The sequence below is a fragment of the Sphaerisporangium sp. NPDC049457 genome, from assembly GCF_055586705.1.
Window position 1 is genome coordinate 303,727 of record NZ_JBVJHR010000002.1, and the last position, 22,966, is coordinate 326,692.

16 protein-coding genes are annotated in these 22,966 nt (G+C 70.3%); 10 read left to right on the forward strand and 6 right to left on the reverse strand.

Annotated features, from left to right (window positions below):
* Positions 1–59 precede the first annotated feature (59 nt).
* Complete coding sequence (locus ACZ6QO_RS04720; protein ID WP_465847681.1) at positions 60–941, reverse strand: helix-turn-helix domain-containing protein; 882 nt, start codon at positions 939–941, stop codon at positions 60–62.
* A gap of 255 nt (positions 942–1,196) precedes the next feature.
* Between ACZ6QO_RS04720 and ACZ6QO_RS04725 the strand changes: the two genes are divergently transcribed.
* A complete protein-coding gene (locus tag ACZ6QO_RS04725) occupies positions 1,197–1,754 on the forward strand; it encodes a hypothetical protein (protein WP_465847682.1) in 558 nt (185 codons plus the stop codon).
* Positions 1,755–1,802: 48 nt separating this feature from the next.
* On the opposite strand, the gene ACZ6QO_RS04730 is transcribed toward ACZ6QO_RS04725, so the two are convergent.
* Entirely contained in the window at positions 1,803–2,513 is a 711-nt protein-coding gene (locus tag ACZ6QO_RS04730; protein ID WP_465847684.1) for a TetR/AcrR family transcriptional regulator, read from the reverse strand.
* A gap of 141 nt (positions 2,514–2,654) precedes the next feature.
* Between ACZ6QO_RS04730 and ACZ6QO_RS04735 the strand changes: the two genes are divergently transcribed.
* On the forward strand, positions 2,655–2,903 hold the full coding sequence (locus ACZ6QO_RS04735) for a hypothetical protein (RefSeq protein ID WP_465847686.1): 249 nt from the start codon (positions 2,655–2,657) through the stop codon (positions 2,901–2,903).
* Positions 2,904–3,654: 751 nt separating this feature from the next.
* The gene (locus tag ACZ6QO_RS04740) at positions 3,655–4,545 is read left to right on the forward strand and encodes an alpha/beta hydrolase (RefSeq protein WP_465847687.1); all 891 of its coding nucleotides are present in this window, start codon (positions 3,655–3,657) and stop codon (positions 4,543–4,545) included.
* A gap of 186 nt (positions 4,546–4,731) precedes the next feature.
* On the opposite strand, the gene ACZ6QO_RS04745 is transcribed toward ACZ6QO_RS04740, so the two are convergent.
* Both ACZ6QO_RS04745 and ACZ6QO_RS04750 read right to left on the reverse strand, forming a co-directional pair.
* Positions 4,732–4,935, reverse strand: a complete 204-nt coding sequence (locus tag ACZ6QO_RS04745) for a DUF397 domain-containing protein (RefSeq protein ID WP_465848075.1) — start codon at positions 4,933–4,935, stop codon at positions 4,732–4,734.
* A complete protein-coding gene (locus ACZ6QO_RS04750) occupies positions 4,932–5,843 on the reverse strand; it encodes a helix-turn-helix domain-containing protein (protein ID WP_465847689.1) in 912 nt (303 codons plus the stop codon). Before ACZ6QO_RS04750 ends, ACZ6QO_RS04745 begins: the two co-directional genes overlap by 4 nt.
* 54 nt (positions 5,844–5,897) lie before the next feature.
* On the opposite strand from ACZ6QO_RS04750, the gene ACZ6QO_RS04755 reads away from it, so the two are divergent.
* A complete protein-coding gene (locus tag ACZ6QO_RS04755; RefSeq protein ID WP_465847690.1) occupies positions 5,898–6,368 on the forward strand; it encodes an ATP-binding protein in 471 nt (156 codons plus the stop codon).
* Here the strand turns inward: ACZ6QO_RS04755 and ACZ6QO_RS04760 are convergent.
* Together ACZ6QO_RS04760 and ACZ6QO_RS04765 are read right to left on the reverse strand one after the other, a co-directional pair.
* A complete protein-coding gene (locus ACZ6QO_RS04760) occupies positions 6,331–12,615 on the reverse strand; it encodes a trypsin-like peptidase domain-containing protein (RefSeq protein WP_465847692.1) in 6,285 nt (2,094 codons plus the stop codon). The genes ACZ6QO_RS04755 and ACZ6QO_RS04760 overlap by 38 nt on opposite strands.
* Position 12,616: 1 nt before the next feature.
* Positions 12,617–12,790 carry a hypothetical protein gene (locus ACZ6QO_RS04765; protein ID WP_465847693.1) on the reverse strand — a complete coding sequence of 58 codons (174 nt, stop codon included), beginning with the start codon at positions 12,788–12,790 and terminating at the stop codon, positions 12,617–12,619.
* Positions 12,791–13,357: 567 nt separating this feature from the next.
* Here ACZ6QO_RS04765 and ACZ6QO_RS04770 point away from each other — a divergent pair.
* The 6 genes from ACZ6QO_RS04770 (at position 13,358) to ACZ6QO_RS04795 (ending at position 22,863) form a co-directional block, all read left to right on the forward strand.
* Positions 13,358–16,993 carry a S8 family serine peptidase gene (locus ACZ6QO_RS04770; RefSeq protein ID WP_465847695.1) on the forward strand — a complete coding sequence of 1,212 codons (3,636 nt, stop codon included), beginning with the start codon at positions 13,358–13,360 and terminating at the stop codon, positions 16,991–16,993.
* A 212-nt stretch (positions 16,994–17,205) separates the two neighbouring features.
* Positions 17,206–17,550: a YrdB family protein gene (locus ACZ6QO_RS04775; protein WP_465847696.1), complete on the forward strand. Its 345-nt coding sequence runs from the start codon at positions 17,206–17,208 to the stop codon at positions 17,548–17,550.
* Between the two features lie 62 nt (positions 17,551–17,612).
* Positions 17,613–18,542 (forward strand): NAD-dependent epimerase/dehydratase family protein, encoded by a 930-nt coding sequence (locus tag ACZ6QO_RS04780; protein WP_465847697.1) that lies wholly within the window; start codon positions 17,613–17,615, stop codon positions 18,540–18,542.
* 311 nt (positions 18,543–18,853) lie between these two features.
* A complete protein-coding gene (locus ACZ6QO_RS04785; protein WP_465847698.1) occupies positions 18,854–19,780 on the forward strand; it encodes a Gfo/Idh/MocA family protein in 927 nt (308 codons plus the stop codon).
* Between the two features lie 510 nt (positions 19,781–20,290).
* Positions 20,291–21,871, forward strand: a complete 1,581-nt coding sequence (locus ACZ6QO_RS04790; protein WP_465847700.1) for an alkaline phosphatase D family protein — start codon at positions 20,291–20,293, stop codon at positions 21,869–21,871.
* A gap of 347 nt (positions 21,872–22,218) precedes the next feature.
* On the forward strand, positions 22,219–22,863 hold the full coding sequence (locus ACZ6QO_RS04795; protein ID WP_465847701.1) for a hypothetical protein: 645 nt from the start codon (positions 22,219–22,221) through the stop codon (positions 22,861–22,863).
* Positions 22,864–22,966 lie beyond the last annotated feature (103 nt).

The window sequence follows — 22,966 nt, forward strand, 5'->3', positions numbered from 1 at the left end:
GCCGGCCGGTGCTCCCCGCCACGGCCGGTGGAGCGGGTGGCCCATCGGGCGGGTGGCCGTCATCGCGCGGCGCCGCGGATCTCGGCGGCGAGGGCGCCGATGAACTCCCGCGCCTCGTCGTGGAAGACCGCCATCTCGCTCAGCAGCGTCCACTGCCGGCGGTAGATGGCGACGTCATCGGGGTCCTTGGCGGTCAGGCGCATGTGCGTCGTCTCCACCTCGACGAAGGTGTCGGCTCCGTCGTCGTCGCTTTCGTAGATGGTGAAGCCGTGCGAGGGGCACACCAGCGCCTGGCGGTCCAGCGGGATCAAGCCCATGGAGATGTTGTCCAGCGTGCTCAGCGACGAGACGCGGTCGAGCTGGGCCGGCAGGAGCCTCCCCGGCCCGGGGCGGCACCGCAGCGCCGCCTCGGTGATCAGGAACTCGAATCTCCGGTCGTGCTCGTACAGCGCCACCTGCCGCTGAAGGCGTGCGGCGAGGGCCATCGAGAGGTCGCCGTCCGAGTAGGGCGGGTCGAAGAGCGTGAAGACCCGGCGTGCGTACTCCGCGGTCTGCAACAGGCCCGGCACCAGCGTGGGCTGGTAGACGCGGACGATGTGCGCCTGGTCCTCCTGGTCGCGGATCTCGTCCTGCAGGTGAGCCTGAGTCTGCAGGGCGGCCCGCCAGCTGTGCACCTCCGTGAAGACGGCCTCGGTCATGTCGGTCAGCCATTCACGCGTCTGCGCGGACGCGCGGACGGCATCGGCCCATCGGTTGACCTCGGGCAGGGAGGGGATCACCGTTCCCGACTCGATGCGGGAGACCTTCGACTGGCTGATCCCTATCTGATGCGCGAGATCGCGTCCGGAGACGCCGGCGAGATCGCGCAGGCGACGCAGCTCTGTGGCCAGCCGCTGGCGCCGGGTGCGATGTTCGCCTTGCTCGCCGATCGCGCCGGTCATCGCCCAGCCAACAACATCGTGGACTACCTCTTGACGTGCCGTGATGCACTTCGATTCCAGGTGATGTCCGACTAAATCAGCTTGAGTCCGATGTGTCAAGCTGATGCGCCGAACTGGATTCGGCAGGATATCGATGGATTTGCCAGGAAGGCGGGGCATTGGCCCTTGACGGAGCCTAGAGGGCGATTCATATTGATTCAAAATGATTCATGGACGTGACGATGGATGACCGGCAGGCGAACGAGAGGACACGTAGTGCTTGATCGAGAGCGGGAGACGATGGCCGAGGCGGCCGTCGCGGCGCTGAGCTACCTCTCCGACGCCGCGGCGTCGCCCGAGGCGTGGGAGCGGGGCGGGCATGCCGTGCGGGCCGAGTCCGAGCGGCGGCCGCGGACGTCGTTCCGCGATGCCGCGCCCAGGACGGGCGGTGCCGCCGTCCCTCGGCCCGCGCTGATGCTGTGGGGCACGGTGCTGGTGAGCGTCCTGCAGGATTCCGTCATCGGCCAGGTGTTGTCGCTGGTCGTTCTCGCGCTGATGCTGCTCGTTGCTCAGCGGAGGCGCGGCCGGTCAAGGCGCGCGTGCCGGCGCGGCCGAACGGCCGCGCGGACCGCTCGGGTGGCGCCCGCGCGTTTCAGGGCATGCGGACTTCCGTCCGGCAAGCCTGCGGCACCCGGCAACCGCCGGACGCCCGGCGACCGCGAGACGCCCGGGGACCGCGCCATGCCACGCGATCGCGCCGAGTTCTATGCCCGCGGGCGGCCCGCCCGCTGCCGAAGTGGTGCGTCGACCAGGCGTCCGGGCTGGATCCGCTGATCCGTCGGTGGGCTGGCCGGCTGCGCGTTCACCCGTCCGAGGGGGCGTTCACCCGTCCGAGGTGATGCCCAGGAGGTGGGACTGGGTGAGGGCGACGTGGTCGAAGGCGGCGGCGCGGTCTTCTTCGATGACGTTCTTGTACATGCCGAACAGCTCGAAGCTGACGGCGCCGTAGATGTGCGTCCAGGCGGCGAGGGCGCGCAGGATGACGTCGTCGGACAGGTCGGTGAACAGCGACTCGCGCAGCCGCTGGGCGTCCGGGGCGAACGACGCGGGAGCGGGCGGCAACCCGGTCAGGGGCGTCAGCCCGCCCGCCTGATGGGCGTCGCGCAGGATGTTCGCCATGACGATGCCGTCACGGGCCGCCGCCACCGCGGTGTCCTGCGGGGCGACGTAGCCGGGCACCGGCGAGCCGTGGATGAGGGCGTACTCGTGCGGATGGGCCAGCGCCCATGTGCGCACGGCGCGGCAGGCCGCCATCCAGCGGTCGAGATGGCGGTCGCGCGCGCATGCCGCGTCGGCCTCCTCCACGGCGGCGCCGACCGCGTTGAACGCCTCGGTGATGAGCGCGGTGAGCAGTTCGTCGCGGCTCGGAAAGTAGCGGTAGATGGCGGACGACACCATGCCCAGCTCGCGCGCGACGGCGCGCAGGGACAGCCCGGAGGCTCCCTCCATGGCCAACTGGCGCCGCGCGACCTCCTTGATCTCGCCGATCAACTCGGCCCTGACCCGCTCCCGCGCGGTACGACTGGCATTCATCCCGCCAACGTTACCAGAGCATGGGGCCGATTCAAGAGCGGCGCTCTGCGCGATGCCGCCGACCTTGACGAGAAAGCATGTCTGACGCCGCATAGCTATCAGCAACTTTGACCTGGGTTCCGGCAGAGGAACGACTCCATCGTGCTGCACCGTGCTGAGCTTCGATCGGATGAAATCGAGGATCGTGAGGGATTCAAGGTCACCACACCTCTCCGGGCGATCGCCGAGTCCGCCGCTGAGGCGCTGGATCAGGACATGATCGATTCCGCTGTCGCCGAACTCCTCGAACGCGGGGAGGTCACGCGTGGCCAGCTCGTGTGGGCGGCCCAGCGACTCGGAAGCCGCGCTGAACTGGGCGTCGAACGTGCGCTGAGGGCCGATCGGACGTGACGCGATACGGAAATGCGGTTTCACTGCGTCAGGCACTGGAGACCCGTCTCAAGCAACGGGCCGACGTCAACGGCACCGACCTGGGCAGGCTCCGGCGCAGAGTCCTCTTCGAGCGCGTCGCCGTTCGGCTGTCAGCGTTCCGGCCTGGACGTTGGGTCCTCCCAGCGACTACGGTGATCGACCCAACACGCGGGTGAAGGATCTCGTTGATCTGGTGCTGCTGTCGAGACCGGATTGGCCCCGGACGCCGAGCTGGCCAAGATCTGCCGGCACGTTTTCCGCGTCAGGGCGGTGCAGGAGCTTCCTGGCGAGATCGCTGATCCGCCACCTCGGTGGGACATCGAATATCCGCAGATGGCCCGAGGACTCACCGCCGCCCCCGCTGATCTGGCTACGGCCATGGAACTCGTGCGGGGCTTCTGGAGACGATCGCTCACTGATGATTACGGAAGGGACCCCGATAGCACCGGCCGGTAGAACCGCCGACGCGACCCTTCGCGCAAGGCTGCTCTCGTCCCCGAAGCCGTCGATGCGGACCGCTACTCGGGATGAGGAGGGCTCAATGGTGGTCCTCGCTTTGGGCTTCTCTGTCCGCGTCTCGCTTGACCTCTTGGTTTGATCCTGCTCGTCTGGGTGATGTGGAAGGGCGCCCGATCGGTCAGCATCGACCCGGGAACCGCGCCCTCGGTCGCAGCCGCCCCCTCGCGATGGACGACAGGCCGGCTTCGTCCGTCGGGGAACTGGGGGAGAGATGAACGCCGCACGCATCGGGCGACGAGGCAAGGTGATGGCGTCCGTGCTGGCGCTCACTGTGACGGCGCTGTCGGCGGGGGTCTTGTCGGCCGGCCAGGCCCAGGCGGCCGGGTCGTCAGGCGTCTCGTCGACGCCGATGAGCGGACCGTCGCCCTGTCCGGGGCCTGCCCGCGTGAAGCCCACGGTCGTGCTGGTGCACGGCGCCTGGGCCGACGCTTCGAGCTGGAGCGGCGAGGTGAGCGCCCTTCAGCGGGCGGGTTACACCGCGCGGGCCATAGCGAACCCGCTGCGCGGTCTCACGGCCGACGCCGCGTCCGTCGCCGACTTCCTGAAGACGCTCTCCGGGCCGATCGTGCTCGTCGGGCACTCCTACGGGGGCTCGGTCATCACCAACGCCGCCGCGGGCGTCCCCCAGGTCAAGGCCCTGGTGTACGTCGACGCCGCGGCGCCCGCCGTCGGTGAGACCACCGGCGGGCTCAGCGGCTCCGACTCGGCGCTCAGCAAGGATCCCCGCTCCCTCTATGACAGCGTGCCCTACCCGGGAGCGCCCCAAGGAGCGGTCGACCTCTACCTCAAGCAGGACGTCTTCGTCCGTTCGTTCGCCAACGACCTTCCCAGGGACACCGCGGTACGTCTGTGGGCCTCACAACGGGCCGCCTCCACCAGCGCGTTCATGACCCCCTCGAAGGCCGCGGCATGGCGGACGATCCCGTCCTGGTACTTCATCAGTACCGGGGACCGGATCATCACGCCGTCCTCGGAACGCGCCATGGCCCGCCGCGCGCACGCCAAGATCACCGAATTCCGCGGTGGGTCCCATCTGACCCTCATCTCCCACCCCGACGCCGTGACCCGCGTCATCCAGTCCGCGATCTGCTCCGTCCGCTAGTGTCCTGCGGCCACTTTCCTTCACCCGGCACCCGGCACCCGGCACCCGGCACCCGGCACCCGGCACCCGGCACCCGGCACCCGGCACCCGGCGTGTGCCGGGTGCCGGCGCCGGGTCGGCGAGGCGTGGTACGGCGATGGCGGCGCCGTTGCGCGGCGGGGAACCGGAGAACCGTCTCGCACGCTGTCAGATCAGACGACCTGCTTTCACGCCACTGACGAACGCGTCCCACTCGGGTCCGCTGCACGTCAGCGCCGGACCCGCCGGGTTCTTGCTGTCGCGCACACCTCGATGGCCACCAGACAGGCGTGCAACCTCAACACAGTTTCCGCCGTCCGGTCCGGAGTGGGAGGACTTGCTCCAGATGGCCGTTTCCAGTTCCAGGGTCATTTCGTCCACCGCTGCATCCTGTCCTTGATCAGGCTGAGGGATTCACGCCGCGAGAGTGCTTCGGCGCGAATCCCTTCATACCTGAATGTAAGGGTCCTGACGTCTTCTGGCCGCTCGGTCACGCGCCCCAGAATTCCGGCCGATTCAACGTATGCCGTGTCAGCCGCGCCGTCGGCCTGGGCGATGACGAACGCCCCGGCGAGCCCGGCGGTGGAGTAGGCGTCGAATGGCAGGATCTGGATGGTGATCCGGTGTGCCTGCGCGGCTTGGAGAAGGCGCTCAAGCTGTGCCGCCATTACCGCTGGACTGCCTACCGGACGACGAAGAACTCCTTCGTCGATGACGATCCAAAGTAGAGGAGGCTTGGGGCGATCGAGGATGGATTGGCGTTCCATCCGGGCTGTCACCTGTTCTTCTATCTGCTCTGGTGTCACACCGATATCCCCGCTCAGGATGGCCCGGGCATAGTCCTCGGTCTGGAGCAGGCCGGGAACCACCAGCGGTTCCCAAGAGCGCAGAGCCTCGGCCGTGGCTTCGATGTCCAGCCAGGGGCGGAACCATGGGGGAGCGGTGGGGCGGCTGACCATGGGCCACAGGCGCATGAGGGCGCCTTCGGCTTGGAGTGCCTCGTCGCAGAGGCGGGCGAAGTCCTCGGACGGGGACCGTCGTGCCGTCTCGATCATGCTGATCGTGCCCACCGAGTAGGGGATCGCACGGGCGAGACGGGTCTGCGACCAGCCGCGCTCTTTACGGTGTCGCCGCAGCTCGAAGCCGAACAGCGCGGTCGGTGACTCTGACGGGCTGAGCTCGCTTTCCTTGGGCATGGGGGGCTCCGGGAGGCCATTCCTCAGCGTTTCACCGAGGGTTTCAGTTGAAGCGTTGATAACTGGTTGCAGTTGATCGAACACTAACCGTAGTCGGATTCTGGCACCGTCGGAAGTCCTGGGGATCGGATTTCGGAAATGGACGGTGAAACGATGGAGCCTGCGAACCCGCGGCTGAATGTGCTGGGAAGGGCCGCCCTGCCGGGGGTCCGGGAATCGGTGCCGCTCGCGCGTCGTCAGGTGCGCCGATGGCTGGGCGCGGACCACCCCGCGGCCGACGATGTCGTTCTCGCCGTCTCCGAGTTGGTGACCAACGCGATCACGCATTCCGGGTGCGGGAGGGACGATCTCATCGCCCTGACGCTCGCGGAGAACGACGGCGCGATCCACGTGGAGGTGAACGACCCCGGGACTCCGCACCGCGAGCCGGCGGTGCGCGAGGACCCGGACGCGGAGAACGGCCGCGGCCTGCTGATCATCCGAGAACTGGCCGAGGAGTGGGGCACCCGCGCCCTCACCCCCGGCCTTGGCCGCACCGTCTGGTGCTCCATCCGCTTCGCGTCGCCTCTGCTCACTCCGGCGCGTCACGAAGCGAGGGTGGCCCCTTGACACGGCTGCCGGTATCGGCCACGCGGGCGAGAGCATCGGCCGCGAGAAGTCTCATCGCGTCGTAGCACGCGGAGTCGACCACGAGATCATGCATGGCGGCCATGGCGGCCTGCCGATAGGGCGTCCCCAACTCGGCGAGACCCTGCGCGATCCTCAGCCGCCGGTCGGGCGGCAAGCCGGGATCGTCCAGCAGTCCTCGGGCGCGGTCACCGGCGGACCGCCGGTACGAAGGGCGAAGACCGGCCAGGCCCATGGCCATGACGGCTCGCTCGTACGGGCTCGCGAGCGGGTCGGCGATGGACCGTTGAAGGAGCCGGACGGCCCTGTCCCGGCCGCCGGGTCCCGTTCCGGCCAATGCCTGCGCGGCCAGGAGCCGTTCCTCGGGTTCCGCCGAGTCGTCGGCGGTGATCTCGTGCAGGAGCTCGGCGGCCACGTCCCGGCGCGCCAGGTGACGGCGGGCCAGCGCCTCGGCGGCCAGACGACGGAGAGGCGCCGGGGTCGAGGCGTCGGCGCCCTCCCGCGCCAGCGCCTCTCCCGCCTCGTCCTGGACGGACGCGTCCAAGGTCATGGCGGCCAAGGAGTCCAGCGCCAAGGCTCGGTGGGCGCCCGCCACGGTCGTGTCGGCGGACAGGTTCCGAAGCGCCTCGGCCGCTTCGCGGCGTCGTTCGTCGCCCAGCATCGCCAGCGCGTCCGCCGCCCGCCGCCGCACGCCCGCATCGGCGCCCGCTTCGCCCGCGAGCTCGTGGAGGGCGCGGGCCAGCACGTCGCGGTCCTCGTCCTGTTTCATCAGGACGGCGAACGCCTCCCACCGTTCGTCGTCTCCGGCTCCGCTGTCGCCGGCCATCGACTGGAGCGCCTTGATCCCCGAGGTACGTGCCTCAGGCCCCAATTCGAGGAGCATGCCGATGGCGTGTCGGCTCTGGTCGGCGAAAGCGCCTCCCCTCCGCGCGATACGCCGCAGGTGCGCGATCGCGAGATCGCGTTTGTCGGCGCGCTCGGCGAGGGCCATCGCGGCCTCCGCACGCTCCCAGGAGCCGGCGGAGGCGTCGTCGGCGATGGCGTCGAGCAGGTCGCCGGCCCGCGCACGACAGGCCGGCCCCAGGCGGGCGAGCGCTTCCGCGGCCTGGCGGCGCTCCCACGCCCGGAGCCCGGCATCTTCGGCGATCAGTGCGAGCAGGCGTGCTCCTCGGTTCACATGGAGGTCGCTCATCTCCAGGAGACCTGTGACGGCCTGGATCCGTTCACGGCCCGGGCGTGAGGTGTCTTCGGCCAGCCGGGTGAGCAGGTCCACCGCGTCGAAGTGGCAGGCATCGCTCACATCGGCCATCGCCGCGACCGCGAGCGCGCGCGGCAGCTCGCCGTCCGGCCCGTCCGCCTCCTCACGAAATCCGCGCACCGCCGCGAAGGCGAGCCGCCGCGCATCGGGACCGAGCCTCGCCAGCGACTCGATGGCCCACAACCGGTTCCAGGAGTCCACGTCGCCGTCTGTGGCCAGGCGGTGGAGACCCGCCACGGCGCTCTCCAGCGCCTGCGGGGACAGCAACGAGCCCAGGTGTTCCGCCGCCCACCGGCGAACTGTGACGTCGGCGCCGGCGTCCGTCGTCAACTCGCCGAGCAGGATCAGGCCACGGGACTGGGCGACGGGCCCGAGCCTGACGAGGTCTCGCGCCACTCGCAGGCGTTCGACGGGATCGTCGACCAGGTCGACGACCAGCCGGTGCAGGACCTCCGCCCCCTCGTCACGCTCGTCGCCGCCCAGGCCGGCGAGATCCTGTGCCGCCGCGATACGGACGCCGGCATCGGCCGACGCGTCCGCCGCGAGCCGGCGCAACACCTCCGCTCCTTGCGCCCGCCGCTCGCCGCCCAGCTTGGCGAGGGCCTGCGCCGCCTGCCGCCGATCGTCCGGCTCCTGCTCGCCGGCGTCGGTGGCCAGCCGGTACAGCAGGTCCATCCCGGTGTTCTCCTCGTCCCCGCCCAGCTTGATCAGCGAGTCGGCCGCCTTGCGCCGCACCTGTGCGTCGAGAAGGACATCGAGGCTGATCCGCTTGAGGATCTCCGCGCCGCGCTCGCGATGCTCGCCGCCGAGTTCGGCGAGTTCGGCGGCGGCTTCGCGGTGTGAGTCAGGGGCGATGAGCGGGTCGGTGGCGTGCCGGCGCAGCGACTCGGCGACACGCTCGCGCTGTGAGGCGTCGAGCTTCACGATGTCGGCCAGGATCGCCGGCCGATGCCGAACATGGGCGCCTGACACCTCGGCCAGCTGGTCGAGCACCGCGACACATCGCGCACGATGATCCGGGCCGAGGGACGAGAGCTCGGATACGGAGTTCAGGCGAGCCGTCGCCGTCGCGGCGGGGTCCGTCGTGAGTTCGTGCAGGAGGGCTACGGCCCGGCGGTGCCGGTCGGTGCCGGCGGCGTACACCTGGCGGACGGCGTATCTCCTCTCATCGTGATCGATGGTGACATCGGCGGCGATGCGGTCATAGATCTCTGCGGCGACCGAGGGGGGCACCAGGTGGTGGGACTCAAGAAGAAGGAGAGTCTTGTCTCCCGCGTCGACGGAGGGATCGTCGGTCAGCTCTTGGATGGCCGCGCCCGCCTCCTCGCGATATCTGTCCCCTGTATCGAGCAGCTTCTGCACCGCGTCCCGGCGGAACGCGATCGGCGCCGTGTGGTCGGAGGCCAGACGCGTCCACAGGTCCGCCGCCTGGTCGAGATGCACGGCCCCCATGTCCGTCAATACCCGGGCGCTGTTGAACCGGGACTCGGCGGACGCCGTCGCGGTCATCGCCAGCCGATGGATCAGCGTGGCGGCCGATGGTGCCTCGCCAGGCCTGAGCGTCATCCGGGTCGCCATCGCCAGAGCACGTTCGGTCGACGAAGAAAAGGGATGGCGGAAGAGCTCGTCGGCGAAGTGCAGGACGGTCGACAGGAAGCGCGTCCCCAGATTGGCCAGCGTGCTCCCCGCCTGAAGGCGACGGGCGAATGTGAGCGTGGGCCCGGTGACCAGCTTCAGCAGAAGGTCGGCGGCCGTCATCCGATGGCCGTCTTCCAGTTGGGCGAGCTGGATGGCCGTCATCTGGAGCTGCCCGGGCTGCACGGCGGCGTCGGCGCTGATCGCATAGAAGGCTTCCGCGCCGCTCCGCTTGAAGCCGGCACCGAGTTTGGTCAGGTCCTCCGCCGCTCTGTAGCGGCTGCCCGCCAGTAGGTTCCCGGAGTCGGGTCGCACCGCGAGGTCGAACATGACACGCGCGGCGGTCGACCGATGCGATCCGCCGAGCTCCGCCAGGTCGCGGGCAGCGGTGAGCCTGATCCCTGCGTAAAGGCCGAGATCCGCGGTCACCCGCAGCAGCGCTTCGACGGCCTCAGGACGACGGGACGGTTCGATCTTCACAAGAGCGGCCAGGGTCAGCGCCCGGTCGAACGGATCACGGCGAAGATCATGTGCCAGTCGCCCCAGCAGCTGAACGCTTTCGTGTACGTGCCGGCCTCCCAGCTTGTGCAGCTTCTCGGCGGCTGATCGTCGGTCCGAACCGTGGCAAGAGCGGTCCATGGCCAGGTCGTGCAAAATTTCGGCGGCTCGTGGCCGCTGCTCGTGACCGCACTTGGCCAGTTCCTCGGCCATTTCCACGCGTTGCCAGGCGTACACCGCCGGGTCCGTGGCCAACCGGTGAAGCATGTCCGCCGCGCGCGCTCGATGGGGGCCACCCAGCCGTGCCAAACTCTCGGCGGCCGCCCGGCGATCCGTGATCTCCGTGCCGCCGTCCTCGCCGAGGGCGACGAGCAACCGCGCGGCCTCTTCGCGGTGATCGCCCCCGAACCTGGACAGGACGGTCGCCGCCTTGCACCGGATTCTCGCCTCATGCTCGGCAGTGGCGAAGGTCCGCAATATCGCCGGCCCGTCCCGACGCACTCCGCCCGATCGCTCCCGGAGCAGGTCGATGATGGAGATTCTGATCGCGGCACCGAGGGACGCGTCCGCCAGCAGGGCTTCGAGTCGTTCGCGGACGGGGGCGTGGCGGGTCAGGGCGATCACCTCCTCCAGGTCCGTCACCGAACCCGTTCCCACCAAGTCCTCCAGCCGGGACAGGTAGGCCGTGAGCTGGGCGTCCGAGACGGGAGCGCCCTTCTCGACCAGGCCGTCCGCGGCGCCACGCTGGTCCAGAGTCCCGTTCTGGAGGGCGTCCAGGAGCCCCGCGCCCGGTCCCACGAGATGCAGGTAGTGCAGCACCACGCGGGCGGCGGCCTCGTCGCCGAGCAGGAGGTCGCCCATCAGCTTCTCCCACGGCGGTTCGCCGAGGTGGAACTCCCGGGGCAGGGTCTTGGCGCGGGCGGTGGCGGCCAGGTGCTCGGCGAAGGTCTGGTGCAGGAACCGCAGGCGGGTGCGGCTTCTCGACAGCACCCCCGTCTGGGACAACCATTCGGCGAGCGCGCTCTCCCAGTCCAGAGGCAGGTGGGCGGGCATCGGGGCGTGGTCGGCCAGGTAGCGCCGCGCGACCTCCATGAGCGGGGTCTCGGTGGTGGTGTAGGCGGTGGCCAGCGCTTCCATCAGTGCGACACGGTGCTCGTACAGCCACGCCGCCAGGCGCGGACCTCCCGGGACCTCGTCCAGGGTGGCCAGTGACGAGGCTCCCGCCTCGATCCGAGCCTGGGCGTACCGCCCGATGTACTCCTCGTACAGCTCGTACCGTCCGGCCGGCAGCGGGCGGTCGCGGCGCGACTGGTGGATGTTGGCGGCCACGGTGGCCAGGAGGGGTACGACGAGGACCTCCTCCAGGCCGGCCAGCCGCACCTGCCGCAGGAACTCCTCCGCCGCCGCGTTCCCCGAGAGCGTGTCGTCCGGATCGAACCAGTTCCGGGCGAACTGCACCAGGGCGTCCTCGTCGAACGGCTGCAGCTCGTAGAAGCCGACCCTGGAGCCGCGCAGGCGGTCGATCTCGCCGGGGGACAGGGGACGCGTGGTGACCAGGAACCGCGCCGGACCCTCGTCGCCCGGGAACCGGGACGCGAGCGCGGTCAGCAGTCGCTCGCGGTCGTCCTGGTCGGGGATCTCGTCCAAGGCGTCCACCACGATCAGCCACCGGCGTCCGCTCACCTTCCCGGTGAACAGGGACGCCGCCACTTCGCCGTCGGACGGCCCGTACTCCGCGGTGACCGAGGACCGCAGCGCCTCGGGCCAGCCACGATGGAGATGCCCGGCCAGCACGCGCGCTGGCAGCATCAGGGGGACCAGCGGCGCTTCGCCGCCTTGGGCCGCCTCGTCCAGCACGGCCTTCGCGTAGTGCCGGACGAGCATCCTGCCGAGCGTGGTCTTACCCAGACCGGCCGCACCCTCGATCACCAGGTGGTCGTGCTGCTCGAAGACCTGCTCGAACGGCTGCGCCAGGCCCGGGGACGGCCGCCGGTCCTCCTCCACCTCCCAGAACTCCTCGCCATCCTCCTCCCGGGGCCGGCGCGGGTCGGGGGCGGCGGCGACGCTCTGCCGCACGTACACCTCCGACAGCGGAAAGCGTCCATGGGCGCCGCGCAGCGGATAGGGCAGATCATCGGAGACCTGGCACATCAGGCGAAGGACGCCGGTGAGCGGTGGAGGTACCGGTGTCGCCGGCGAGCGGACCGGTGCATGGGACGGCCGGCAGGAGGCGGTCAGGAGCGGCCAGCGACGCAGGAGGGCCGAGACGGGGAGCATCCAGGCGACCTTGGCGCCGTCGGCGCCGTCCTCGGTGACGACGATGCCGACGACCTGGCCGGTGTCGTCGCGTTCCACGGCGGCGCCGCTGAACCCGCGCTGAATACGCCTGCCCACGGCGCGCGTGGCGTCGAGTTGGATCCATTCGGGACCGCCGGGGTCGCCCACTTCGTACGACACCGCCCACACGCCCGTGTCGAGTCCCGGGGGATAGCCGTAGGCGCGCACGGCCGTGCCCCGTTCGGCGCGCTCGGTCAGCTCGGCGGGGACGGTGCCGGCGGGCGGCGTGGAGCGAAGCTCCAGAATGGCCACGTCGCCGCGCTCGTCGTCCTCGATGGGGAACCAGCCGCCGTCGGTGACCCATGCCTGCGAGCGCGCCGCGCCGGCGGCGACCGGGAAGTCGAGCTCCACCGGGTCGGCGGGGCGGGACCGTTCGGCGGCGTGCCGGCCGAGGGCGGCGTTGACCACGTGGGCACAGGTCAGCACGTGCCGGTCGCCGATCAGGACGCCGGCGCCGCACGTCACCGAGCCCGCGCGGACGCGGACGGACCAGCGGCGCACGTCAGGCCTCCGCGACGCGGCGCCAGGCCTCCCGGATGGCCGACTGCGGGGAGTCCACGGCCGCCTCGATCTCGTCACCTGTGCGCGAGGCCCGCCGGACCGTCGGCTTGCCGTCCGTGATCTCCACCACGACTTGGCCGTCCTCGGTCAGAGGCATGCGCATCAGCTCGCTCACATCGACTCCGGGGCATGGGGGGCGGAACCGCCGTAAAGGGCTTCAGCAGATGGTATACGCGCGTAGTCGGTCGAACACCGAGACCGCGCCGGCTGGACGCCGCGTCGCCGCTCTCCAGTGAATTCCCTGCCGGACCCGGCAGGAGGTCCTGGCGCGACGATCCAGTAAGACACGCGGCCTTCGGGGATGCGTCGAGCCACTATGAAAGGCGTCCACCGGAGGGGCCGTCGGGATAGATATCCCGTTATGCGGCTTATGTCCGATAAGTTAACAAAAGGGCAAACTACAGCAAGAGAGTAGTAACTTCAAGTACTTTACACGGCCTTGTCAGGGGTGATCGGATTCGTCCGATTCATCGACTCTGGAGGCTAAGTGAAGCCCTGTTCCCCCCGGAGGGCCTCGGCGTCCGCCGCCGCGGCCCTCATCGCCGTTGTGATCACCCCAGCGGTGGCTCACAGTGCTTCGCCTGCTGGACCGCCCACGGTGCCGCCGGCCGCGACCGGCGGCGCACCCCCCGCGTCCGCCGCGCCCGCCACGGTGACGTTGATCACCGGCGACAAGGTGAAGGTGACGCAGAGACCTGGCGCGACCCCCTTGGTGGACGTCGAGCGCGCGCCGGGAGCCACCGGCTCGGTGCGCGTCAGCACCGAAGGCAAGGACACCTACGTGTACCCCGACGAGGCCGTGGCCTACATCGCGGCCGGTCGGCTCGACAAGCAGCTCTTCGACGTGACGCGGTTGATAGCCCAGGGCTACGACGACGCGCGCAGCCGTGAACTCCCCCTGATCGTCACCCGCGCGCAGGATTCGGCCGCACGTAAGCCCGGCGCCACGGACGGCCCGTCCGCCGCGCCGTCCGGCACCGCGCTGCCGGGTGCCCAGACCACGCTGAGCCTTCCCTCGATCGGCGGTGAGGCGGTCCGCGCCCGCCGGTCGCAGGCCGCGGCCTTCTGGTCGGCCCTGACCGCCCCCGGGCGCGGCGACCGTCCTGAGGCGAGCCGCACCGCCGGCACGCCGGACGACGCGGCGCCCCCCTTCGCCGCCGGCGTCGACAAGGTGTGGCTCGACGCCAAGGCGAAGGCCACCCTGGCCGACACCACCGCGCAGATCGGCGCCCCCGCGGCCTGGGGCGCGGGAGGCACGGGCGCCGGGGTGCGGGTCGCCATCCTGGACAGCGGAGTGGACCCCACTCATCCGGACCTCGCCGACCGCGTCGCGGCCTCCCGCAGCTTCGTCCCCGGCGAGGAGGTCATCGACCGGAACGGGCACGGAACCCACACCGCGTCCACCCTGGCCGGGACGGGCGCGGCCTCCGACGGCAAGGAGCGCGGGGTCGCCCCCGGCGCCGACCTGCTGGTGGGCAAGGTCCTCGACGACAGCAACTCCGGGCCGATCTCGGGCGTCATCGCGGGCATGGAATGGGCGGCGCGCACCGAGCACGCCAAGGTGATCAGCATGAGCCTCGGCGTCAGCGGCTGGCACACCCAGGACGACCCGCTGAGCCAGGCCGTGAACCGGCTGAGCGACGAGACGGGCGCGCTCTTCGTCGTCGCCGCGGGCAACGACGGGAACAGCCCCTACAGCATCGCCGCGCCGGGCACCGCGGACGCCGCGCTGACCGTCGGCGCGGTCGACGCGTCCGACCACCTCGCCCCGTTCTCCAGCGCCGGGCCGCGCCTCGACGACGACGCCCTCAAGCCCGACCTGACCGCTCCCGGCGTCGACGTGCTGGCGGCGCGCTCGCAGTACATCGGCTACGGCGAGGGCTACTACCGCCTGGACAGCGGCACCTCCATGGCGACGCCGCACGTCGCCGGGGCGGCGGTCCTGCTGGCCCAGAAACACCCCGAGTGGCCGGCGCGGCAGATCAAGGACGCCTTGATGAGCACCAGCGTGCCGACCCCCGGCTACAGCCCCTACCAGGCCGGCGCCGGCCGGCTCAACGTGGCCGCCGCCTACCTGCAGGACCAGGTCATCGCGACCGGATCGGTGGACGCGGGGCTCGTCCGATGGACGTCCGGCGGGCAGCGGCAGCCGGTCAAACGGAAGATCACTTACACCAACACCACGGACGACCCCATCGCTCTGGAGCTCTCCGTCGACCGGGGCGACGCCCCCGCGCAGGCGTTCACGATCGCCGCGGACCACCTCACCGTGCCCGCGCGCGGCACCTCGGCGGTCGACCTCACGGTGGACCCGGACGGGCTCGTGGCCGGTCAGTACGCCGCCCGGGTCACGGCGCGGCACGCGGCCGGCGAGGTGCGCACGACCGTGGGGTTCTCCGTCGAGTCCGAGAAGTACGACCTCACCGTCCGCCTGAAGGACCGCGCCGGCCGGCCCCTGAGCGACAACGTCGAGATCAGGAGCGCCGACGGAGGCAGCACCTTCATGTGGGTGCCGAACGGGACGCTAACCAGCCGCTGGGCCCCCGGCTCCTACACGGTCATCGCCGTCCCGGACGTGGAAGGTCTGCACGGCGCCGACTCCCTCGGCCTCGCGACGCTGATCGCTCCTGAGATCGAGCTGACCGGCGACCGGAGCGTTGAGCTCGACGCCTCGCGGGCACGCCAGGTGAAGGTGGCGACGCCCAAGCCGACCAGCGTGGTCAGCGGCAGGGTCGACATCTACCGCTCGTTCACCTCAAGCCGGCCCGCGCCCGGCGACTGGAACGCCGTACACGAGACGATCATGACTCCCGCCGCCTACGACAGCCTGTGGGCTCTGCCGACCAAGAAGAAGGTGGAGAAGGGCAGTTTCGTCTTCACGACCAGGTTCCGCGCCGAGCAGACGCCGCTGAAGATCGGCTACCGTGGCCACGACCTCGGCGACGTCCTCGCGCAGCGCGGTTCGCCGGCTTTGCCGGACGGAACCTCGCGCCTGGACGCCGCCTTCGCCGGCACCGGCGCCGCGGCCGAGTACGCCGGCCTGTCCGTCCGCGGCAGGGCCGTGGTCGTGCGCGACGGCGACGCCGTGACCGCCGCCGACCAGGCGGCGGCGGCGCACAGCGCCGGGGCGGCGATGCTCCTGGTGGTCAACGACGGCCCCGGCCGCAAGAGCGACTGGTACGGCGCCGCCGACGGCGTCACGGCCGGGCCGATCCCGGTCGCCTCGGTGACCCTCGACGAGGGCGAGAAGCTGATCGGCGAGATCGCCGCCGCCGGCCGGAGGGCGGTCCGGCTGGACGTCGAGGCACACCCGGCGCCCGAGTACCTGTACGACCTGGTCGACTACCACCAGGGCGCGGTGCCCGAGGACCCCTCCGCCAGGACCGGCCCGCGCGACCTCGCCCGCGTCGATCTCCAGTTCGCCCCGCCGGCCGGCAGGAAGGGCTTCGAGTACCGGACGGACCTGCCGCCGTACGAGTGGTACTCGGCTCCCGCCTTCGCTCCGGAGCCGGTCAGCTCGGGATCGCGCACCGACTGGGTCTCCGCCGGAGAGGGGATCGTCTGGCAGCAGACCGCCGGCGTGGAGGGCTGGGGAAGCGCGCAGACCGACCGGCTGTCCTACCGGCCGGGCAGCGTGCAGAAGGACCGCTGGTTCGGCCCCATCACCCGGCCGCGCATGATCAGCACCGAAGGCCCGTTCCGCGGCGAGAACGGCCTGAGCGCCACCATCCAGGCGTTCGGTGACGCGGGAGCCGCGCACAGCGGCGGATCCGGCGTACCCGGCGTGCGGCAGACGATCGCGATGTACGAGGGGGACAGGCGACTGGCGCTGGTCGAAGGGTGGCCCAACCTCAACGTCGGGGACCTGGCGGCGCGCAGACTGCCCTACCGGGTGGTCGTCGAGACTCAGGTCGATCCCGCGCTCACCCCCTACTCCACCGCCACCCGGACCGAGTGGAGGTTCACCTCCGGCGCCCCTGTGGGCGCGGACGTGGCGACCATCCCGCTGGTCCAGCTCGACTACGGAACGGACCTGGACGCCGAAGGCCGGGCGCGGCGCGCGTCTGAGCTGTCGATCACACCGGTCGTGCTCAACGGCGACGCCGTCAAGGACCCGATCTCCGCGGTCACGCTGGAGGTCTCCTACGACGACGGCGCCACCTGGCAGCGGCAGGCCCTGAAGGAGAAGAAGGGCACCTGGCGGGCGTCCCTGCACGCGCCGCAGCGAGCCGAGTACGCGACCATCCGGGTCACCGCCGACCAGCGCGACGGCAGCGGCGTCACCCAGACCATCACCCGGGCCTTCGGCCTGAAGTAGGGGTCTAGGAATTAGACGGCGGCCGGCGGGGCGATGACGTGCGCCCCGCCGCGTTCCGCCTTCCATCTCAGGGGGACCACCGAATGAGCGCCGGCCGGGGCATGGCGGAGCGGAAGAACAAATCGAGAGCAGTGCTCTTGACGAGGAGTGCTTCCGCGCGAGAGCATTGCTCTTGAAAGAGAGCGATGTGTTCGTCGAGATGAGGCCGTTCGATGCTGACCGTGATGAAGGGCGCCAACGCGGGTCTGATGTTCCTCCTGGAGCTGGGGGTCTACCTGGCGGTCGGGTACTGGGGGTTCACCTTCAGCTCGAACTGGGGGCTCAAGCTGCTGCTGGGCATCGGCGGTCCGGTGCTGTTCGCGGTGGTCTGGGGAGTGTTCGGGGCGCCGAAGGCGAGCATTCCGCTGCGCGGACTAGGACGGGCGGTCCTTGAGGTCCTCTGGTTCGGCGGTGGCGTCGCGGCCGCGGCGGGGGCCGGCCTGATCACCACCTCGGTGGTGTTCGCCGTGCTGTTCGTCGCCAACGCCGCGCTGCGGCTCGTCTGGCACCAGGTCTGAGACACCGGCGAAGCAGCGTCGTAGCGGCATCGTAGCGGCGTCGTCACAAGGAGGAGCGGAACATGGGAAAGCACGTCATCGTCGGATCCGGGCAGGTCGGCGGACGGCTCGGGCAGATGCTCACGGAGTCGGGACACGAGGTCGTCATCGTCACCCGCTCGGGGTCGGGGCCGTCCGTGCCGGGGATCACCCGGCTCGCGGCGGACGCGAGCGACGCCGACCGGCTCGCCGGCATCGCCAAGGGCGCCGACGCCCTCTACAACTGCGCGAACCCGCGCTACCACGAGTGGGCGCGGGACTGGCCGCCGATCGCGGCCGCGATGCTCGCGGCGGCCGAGCGCGGCGGGGCGGTGCTGGTCATCACCGGCAACCTGTACGGGTACGGGCCGGTGGACCGTCCGATGACCGAGGAGACGCCGCTCGCGGCCCGCGGGACCAAGGGGAAGGTGCGCGCGAAGATGTGGCGCGACGCGCTCGCCGCGCACGAGGCGGGCCGTGTACGCGTGACAGAGGTGCGCGGCTCCGACTACTTCGGTCCGGGGATGTCCGGCCAGAGCATGTTAAGTGACCGTTTCCTCAAGCCGCTGATCGCCGGCAAGCCGATCCGGGTGCCCGCCGATCTCGACCAGCCGCACAGTTTCACCTATATTCCGGACGTGGTGCGGGCGCTTGCGACGGCCGCCGTGGACGAGCGGGCCTGGGGACGGCCCTGGCACGTGCCAACTCCGCCCGCGACGACGGTTCGGCACCTGGCCGAGCGGATGGCCGAAATGGCCGGGGCGGCCGAGCCGCGCGTCTCGACGATCCCCCATGTCGTGATGCGGGCGGGCGGGCTGTTCTCGCCGATGCTGCGCGAGCTGGAGGAGACGCGGTACCAGTTCTTCCGGCCGTTCGTCGTCGACTCCTCGGCGTTCACCGCGACCTTCGGCGCCGCGCCCACTCCGATGGACGAAGTGCTGAAGGAGACGCTCGCCTGGTGGCGTGCCCGATAGGACGCGGGTGCGAACTCGGAGGAGACCTCGGCCGAGAAGTGGTTGGATGGCCGCCATGACCGAGCAGGGAGCCGGCGTCACAGTGCGCCGGGCGACGGCGGTGGACGCGAGTGCGCTGACGTACCTGCGCGCGTTGATGCTGGAGGCGGTGGGCGCGCCCGTCGGGGGCGCGGACGCTGAGTGGCGCATGGCCGCAGAGGCGTGGTTCACCGAACGGCTGGCCGACACCGCGGGCTTCGCGGCGTTCGTCGTGGTGGCATCGCTATCGCCGCCTGGACCGCCGGCGGGCGTTTCGGCCGTAGTCTCTCGGCATGAAGACGACGCGGGTGGCGATGATCGGTCTCGGGGACATCGCGCGGAAGGCGTATCTGCCGGTGCTGTCGGCGACACCCGGGCTGGACCTGCTGCTCTGCACGCGCGACCGGGACACGCTGGAGCGGCTGGGGGACGCCTACCGCCTTCCGGCGCGATTCACCTCGGTCGACCAGGTGATCGCCGAGGGCGTCGAGGCGGCGTTCGTCCACGCCGCCACCGGGGCGCACGTGGAGATCGTGGCGGCCCTGCTGGGGGCCGGAGTGCACGTGTACGTGGACAAGCCGCTCGCCTATGACCTCGCCGGGGCGGAGAAGCTCGTCCTGCTGGCGGAGGAGCGGCGGCGTTCGCTCATGGTGGGATTCAACCGCAGGTACGCGCCCGGGTACGCGGGGCTGCGGGAGTCGCCGCGCGATCTGGTCGTCATGCAGAAGAACCGGAGCGGGCTGCCGGAGGATCCCCGCCGGGCCGTCTTCGACGACTTCATCCACGTGGTGGACACCCTGAGATTCCTCGCGCCGGGCGAGATCTCGGACATGTCGGTGGACGTACGAGTGCGCGGCGGTCTGCTGGAGCACGTCGTCCTGCACCTCTCCGGAGATCGGCCGGACGGCGACGACGGGGGAGGAGCGTTCACGGCCATCGGGATGATGAGCCGGGTCAGCGGGGCGGTGGAGGAGACCTGCGAGGTCATCGGCGGCGGTGGGAAGCGCCGGGTCGTCAACCTCGGCGACGTCGTCGACTATGACGGTGGTGAGACGGTGACCCGCAGACCCGACTGGACGCCCGTGGCCCGCCAGCGCGGCATCGAGCAGGTGTGCCACGCGTTCCTCGCCTCGGTCCGCGACGACCGCGTCATCTCCGCCGACGACGCCCTGCGCACCCACGCCCTCTGCGAACAGATCGTCACCGCCGCCACCAGCTGATCCGCACCCCACGCCCAACCGGACGGCGACGCCGAGCCGCCGTACATCGGCGCCGACATCGCCGCACTACATCCCGCCGCCGCGGCGCCATTGGGGTGACGGCTGGGCAGGTGGGGTTGGTTCGGCCGGTTGGATGGTGGCTTGTGGTGTGGCGGGGATGAATCGGTTGATCGTGGCAAAGGGGTGGTAATCCTCGCAAAGTGGGCAGTGAGCTGCTGAGCCGGTCGGAGGCCGGTGTTGCCGAGCACCACCGGGTGATCCTCGCCGCGTACGGCGCCGTTCATATCGAGCGGCTGATGCGAGACCCGGAACTGCTGGTACGGTCGCCCGGCGGCCGGCCTCTGCGGCGCTCACCGGGAATGGCGTGGTACGTGGCGATCGCTCCGAGGGGGGCATCCGTGCCGTGGCCGTCCGGCGGACGGCTCCATGCCGTTACGGATCGGGAGGCCATCCTCCATCCCGGATGTATTGAGCATATGGTTCATAACGCTGCTCAAAAGGGGAGGTCACGTGCCCGACTTGCTGGTAGGGCCGATGTTGCGCTACGTCGATGAGACGAGCGCGTCCATATGGGTGGAGACGAGCGACCCGTGCGAGGTCGCGATCGAGGTCGCGGGCGCTCGCGCCACCGAGCGCACGTTCACGGTGCACGGTCATCACTACGCGATCATCGACGTCGAAGAGACCGGTGTGTACTCCGTCGAGCTGGACGGGCGGCGGGTGTGGCCGTTGGAGGGCTTCCCCGACAGCCAGATCTGCCCGCTGGCCGAGCTGAACCGTGTGGTGTTCGGCTCCTGCCGCACCAGCGTGCCGCACGACGAGGCGCACGTTCGCACCCATGGCAAGGACGTTCTGCGCGAGTTCGGCCTGCGGCTGCTGGAGGGCGACGACCTGCCGAGCCTGCTGATCTTCCTCGGCGACCAGGTGTACGCCGACGAGCCCTCGCAGGAGATGCTGGACTATATCCGCGCCCGCCGCCAGGACGGCCCCGACGAGATCGTGGACTTCGAGGAGTACGCAGAGCTGTACCGGCAGGCGTGGACCGACCCGGTGGTCCGCTGGGTCCTGTCCACCGTCCCCACGGCCATGATCTTCGACGACCATGACGTGCGCGACGACTGGAACACCTCCATGGCCTGGCGGCGGACGATGGCCGAGGTCCCGTGGTGGCCGACCCGGGTGGTGTCCGCGCTCGGCGCCTACTGGGTCTACCAGCATCTCGGCAACCTCTCGCCGTCCGAGCGCAAGTCCGACGCGCTGTACGCGGAGATCCGCGCGGGCGACGGCGACGGCGGCGCGGCGCTCGACGCGTTCGCCAAGCGGGCCGACGAGGAGCCGTCCTCCACGCGGTGGAGCTACACGCGCGACGTCGGCCGCACGCGGCTCGTCATGCTGGACACCCGGTGCGCCCGCGAGCTCGACCCCGCCCGCCGTCGCATGCTGGACGACGACGAATGGTCCTGGTTCACCGAGGTCGCGACCGGTGACGTCGACCACCTGCTCATCGGCTCGTCGGTCCCGGCGTTCCTGCCGAGCGGCATCTTCGACGTGGAGAGCTGGAACGAGGCCGTCGCGCGCGGGGCGTGGGGGCCACGGGCGGCGGCGTGGGGAGAGAAGATCCGCCAGACGCTCGACCTCGAACACTGGGGGGCGTTCCGGCAGTCGTTCGAAGAGCTCGGACGCCTGCTCGTGGACATCGCCGCGGGCCGGCGCGGCAGGGCCCCGGCCACCATCGTGCTGCTCTCGGGGGACGTGCACTACTCCTACCTGGCGGCGGCGGGCCCGGCGTCGGCGGACCTGGAATCGGCCCGCATCTACCAGGCGGTCTGCTCCCCGATCCGCAACCCGCTGAGCCGCAGTCTGCGCCTGGCGAACGTGATCGGGTCGTTCGGCGTGGCCAGCCTGGTCGGCGGCATCCTGACCCGCACCGTGCGGCTGCCCCGGCGCGCGCTGCGCTGGAAGATCACCAACGGGCCGTGGTTCCCGAACGCCATCGCCTCCCTCGACCTCGACGGCCGCTCAGCGGTGGTGCGCTGGCACACCGCCCGCCCGGACTTCAAGGAGATGAACCAGATCAGACTCACCCCCTGAGCCTTCTCCCGCACCCAGGCCGCCCCCGTTCCATGACGGGCGGCCCGGGCGGTGCGGGCGACGGGCACTGGCCCGGTCATGCCGGGACGGATGTTCCTCATGCGCACGACGGTCATACCGCTTTGCGTCCCTCCTTTCGGCCCGTCTGCCCGGAGACAAGACACCGGTGACAAGCCGCACCCGTCTCCTGTCGGGAACCTCCCGGACCCGTTACAGTCCGATTGGTAAGACTCGGCAGCGGGATACAGGCGGGGAGTGGTGTGCCGTTATACAGGGCGAGTCGCAGCGAATGGTGGCCGAAGCTAAGTGGCACCGCCCGCCTGATCGCCTCAGCCAGTGTGGGGGCGGTGACGGGCCTGCTGGTTCATGGAGTGACCTTGGTTAACGGCAGGAATCTCTTCATCATCACAGGCGGCATCGCCGGTGTGGCCACTGCGATCGTGATGCGGATGTATCGTCGCAGCGGCCGACTCACCGAGGTCAAAGTCACCGTCCCCCAGGTGAGCGAGCTGACATTCCTGGTCAACGATGACAGCAGGCAGACGGCCTGGAAGTTCTTCGTCGAAACGGTCTCACGGATATCGACTCAGCCTCTTCGCGACGACGAGGGCCTGGTGCGTGAGGCCATGAATTCCCTGTACGCACTCTTCCAGAACACCCGCGAAACCCTGAAGGGCAGCCGGCCCTCCCAGTACGTTCCGGGTGGGCAAAGTGTCGAGCATCTGGCGATCCACATGCTGAATACGGAGTTGAGGCCGTTCCTCAGCCGCTGGCATCCCCGACTGCGCGACTACGAGCAGAACCATCCAGGAAGCCGGGAGGCGGACTGGCCGGACAACGACGAGTGCCGGGCCGATCTTCGCCGCCTGCAACGCAGCATGTACGACTACGCCGTAGGTTTCGCCAGGCTGGCCGGTGTACGCGACGCGCCTGCGATGATCAATGTCGAAGGTCGACGTGATTCGGGCAACGACGTTTCCGATCGACTGTAACCTTGCGCTGACCGGCCCGAATCAACGCTTGTCCGATTCGTCTCATTTATGTCGATCGCCCCTTGGTGGGGAGAATGTAGCTACATTCGAGGGGCCTTGCCCG

Coding starts and splice junctions, on each gene's coding strand:
- ACZ6QO_RS04720 (WP_465847681.1), bottom strand. CDS start 941: ATGACCGGCGCGATCGGCGAGCAAGGCGAACATCGCACCCGGCGCCAG.
- ACZ6QO_RS04730 (WP_465847684.1), bottom strand. CDS start 2,513: ATGAATGCCAGTCGTACCGCGCGGGAGCGGGTCAGGGCCGAGTTGATC.
- ACZ6QO_RS04740 (WP_465847687.1), top strand. CDS start 3,655: ATGAACGCCGCACGCATCGGGCGACGAGGCAAGGTGATGGCGTCCGTG.
- ACZ6QO_RS04745 (WP_465848075.1), bottom strand. CDS start 4,935: ATGACCCTGGAACTGGAAACGGCCATCTGGAGCAAGTCCTCCCACTCC.
- ACZ6QO_RS04755 (WP_465847690.1), top strand. CDS start 5,898: ATGGACGGTGAAACGATGGAGCCTGCGAACCCGCGGCTGAATGTGCTG.
- ACZ6QO_RS04775 (WP_465847696.1), top strand. CDS start 17,206: ATGCTGACCGTGATGAAGGGCGCCAACGCGGGTCTGATGTTCCTCCTG.
- ACZ6QO_RS04780 (WP_465847697.1), top strand. CDS start 17,613: ATGGGAAAGCACGTCATCGTCGGATCCGGGCAGGTCGGCGGACGGCTC.
- ACZ6QO_RS04785 (WP_465847698.1), top strand. CDS start 18,854: ATGAAGACGACGCGGGTGGCGATGATCGGTCTCGGGGACATCGCGCGG.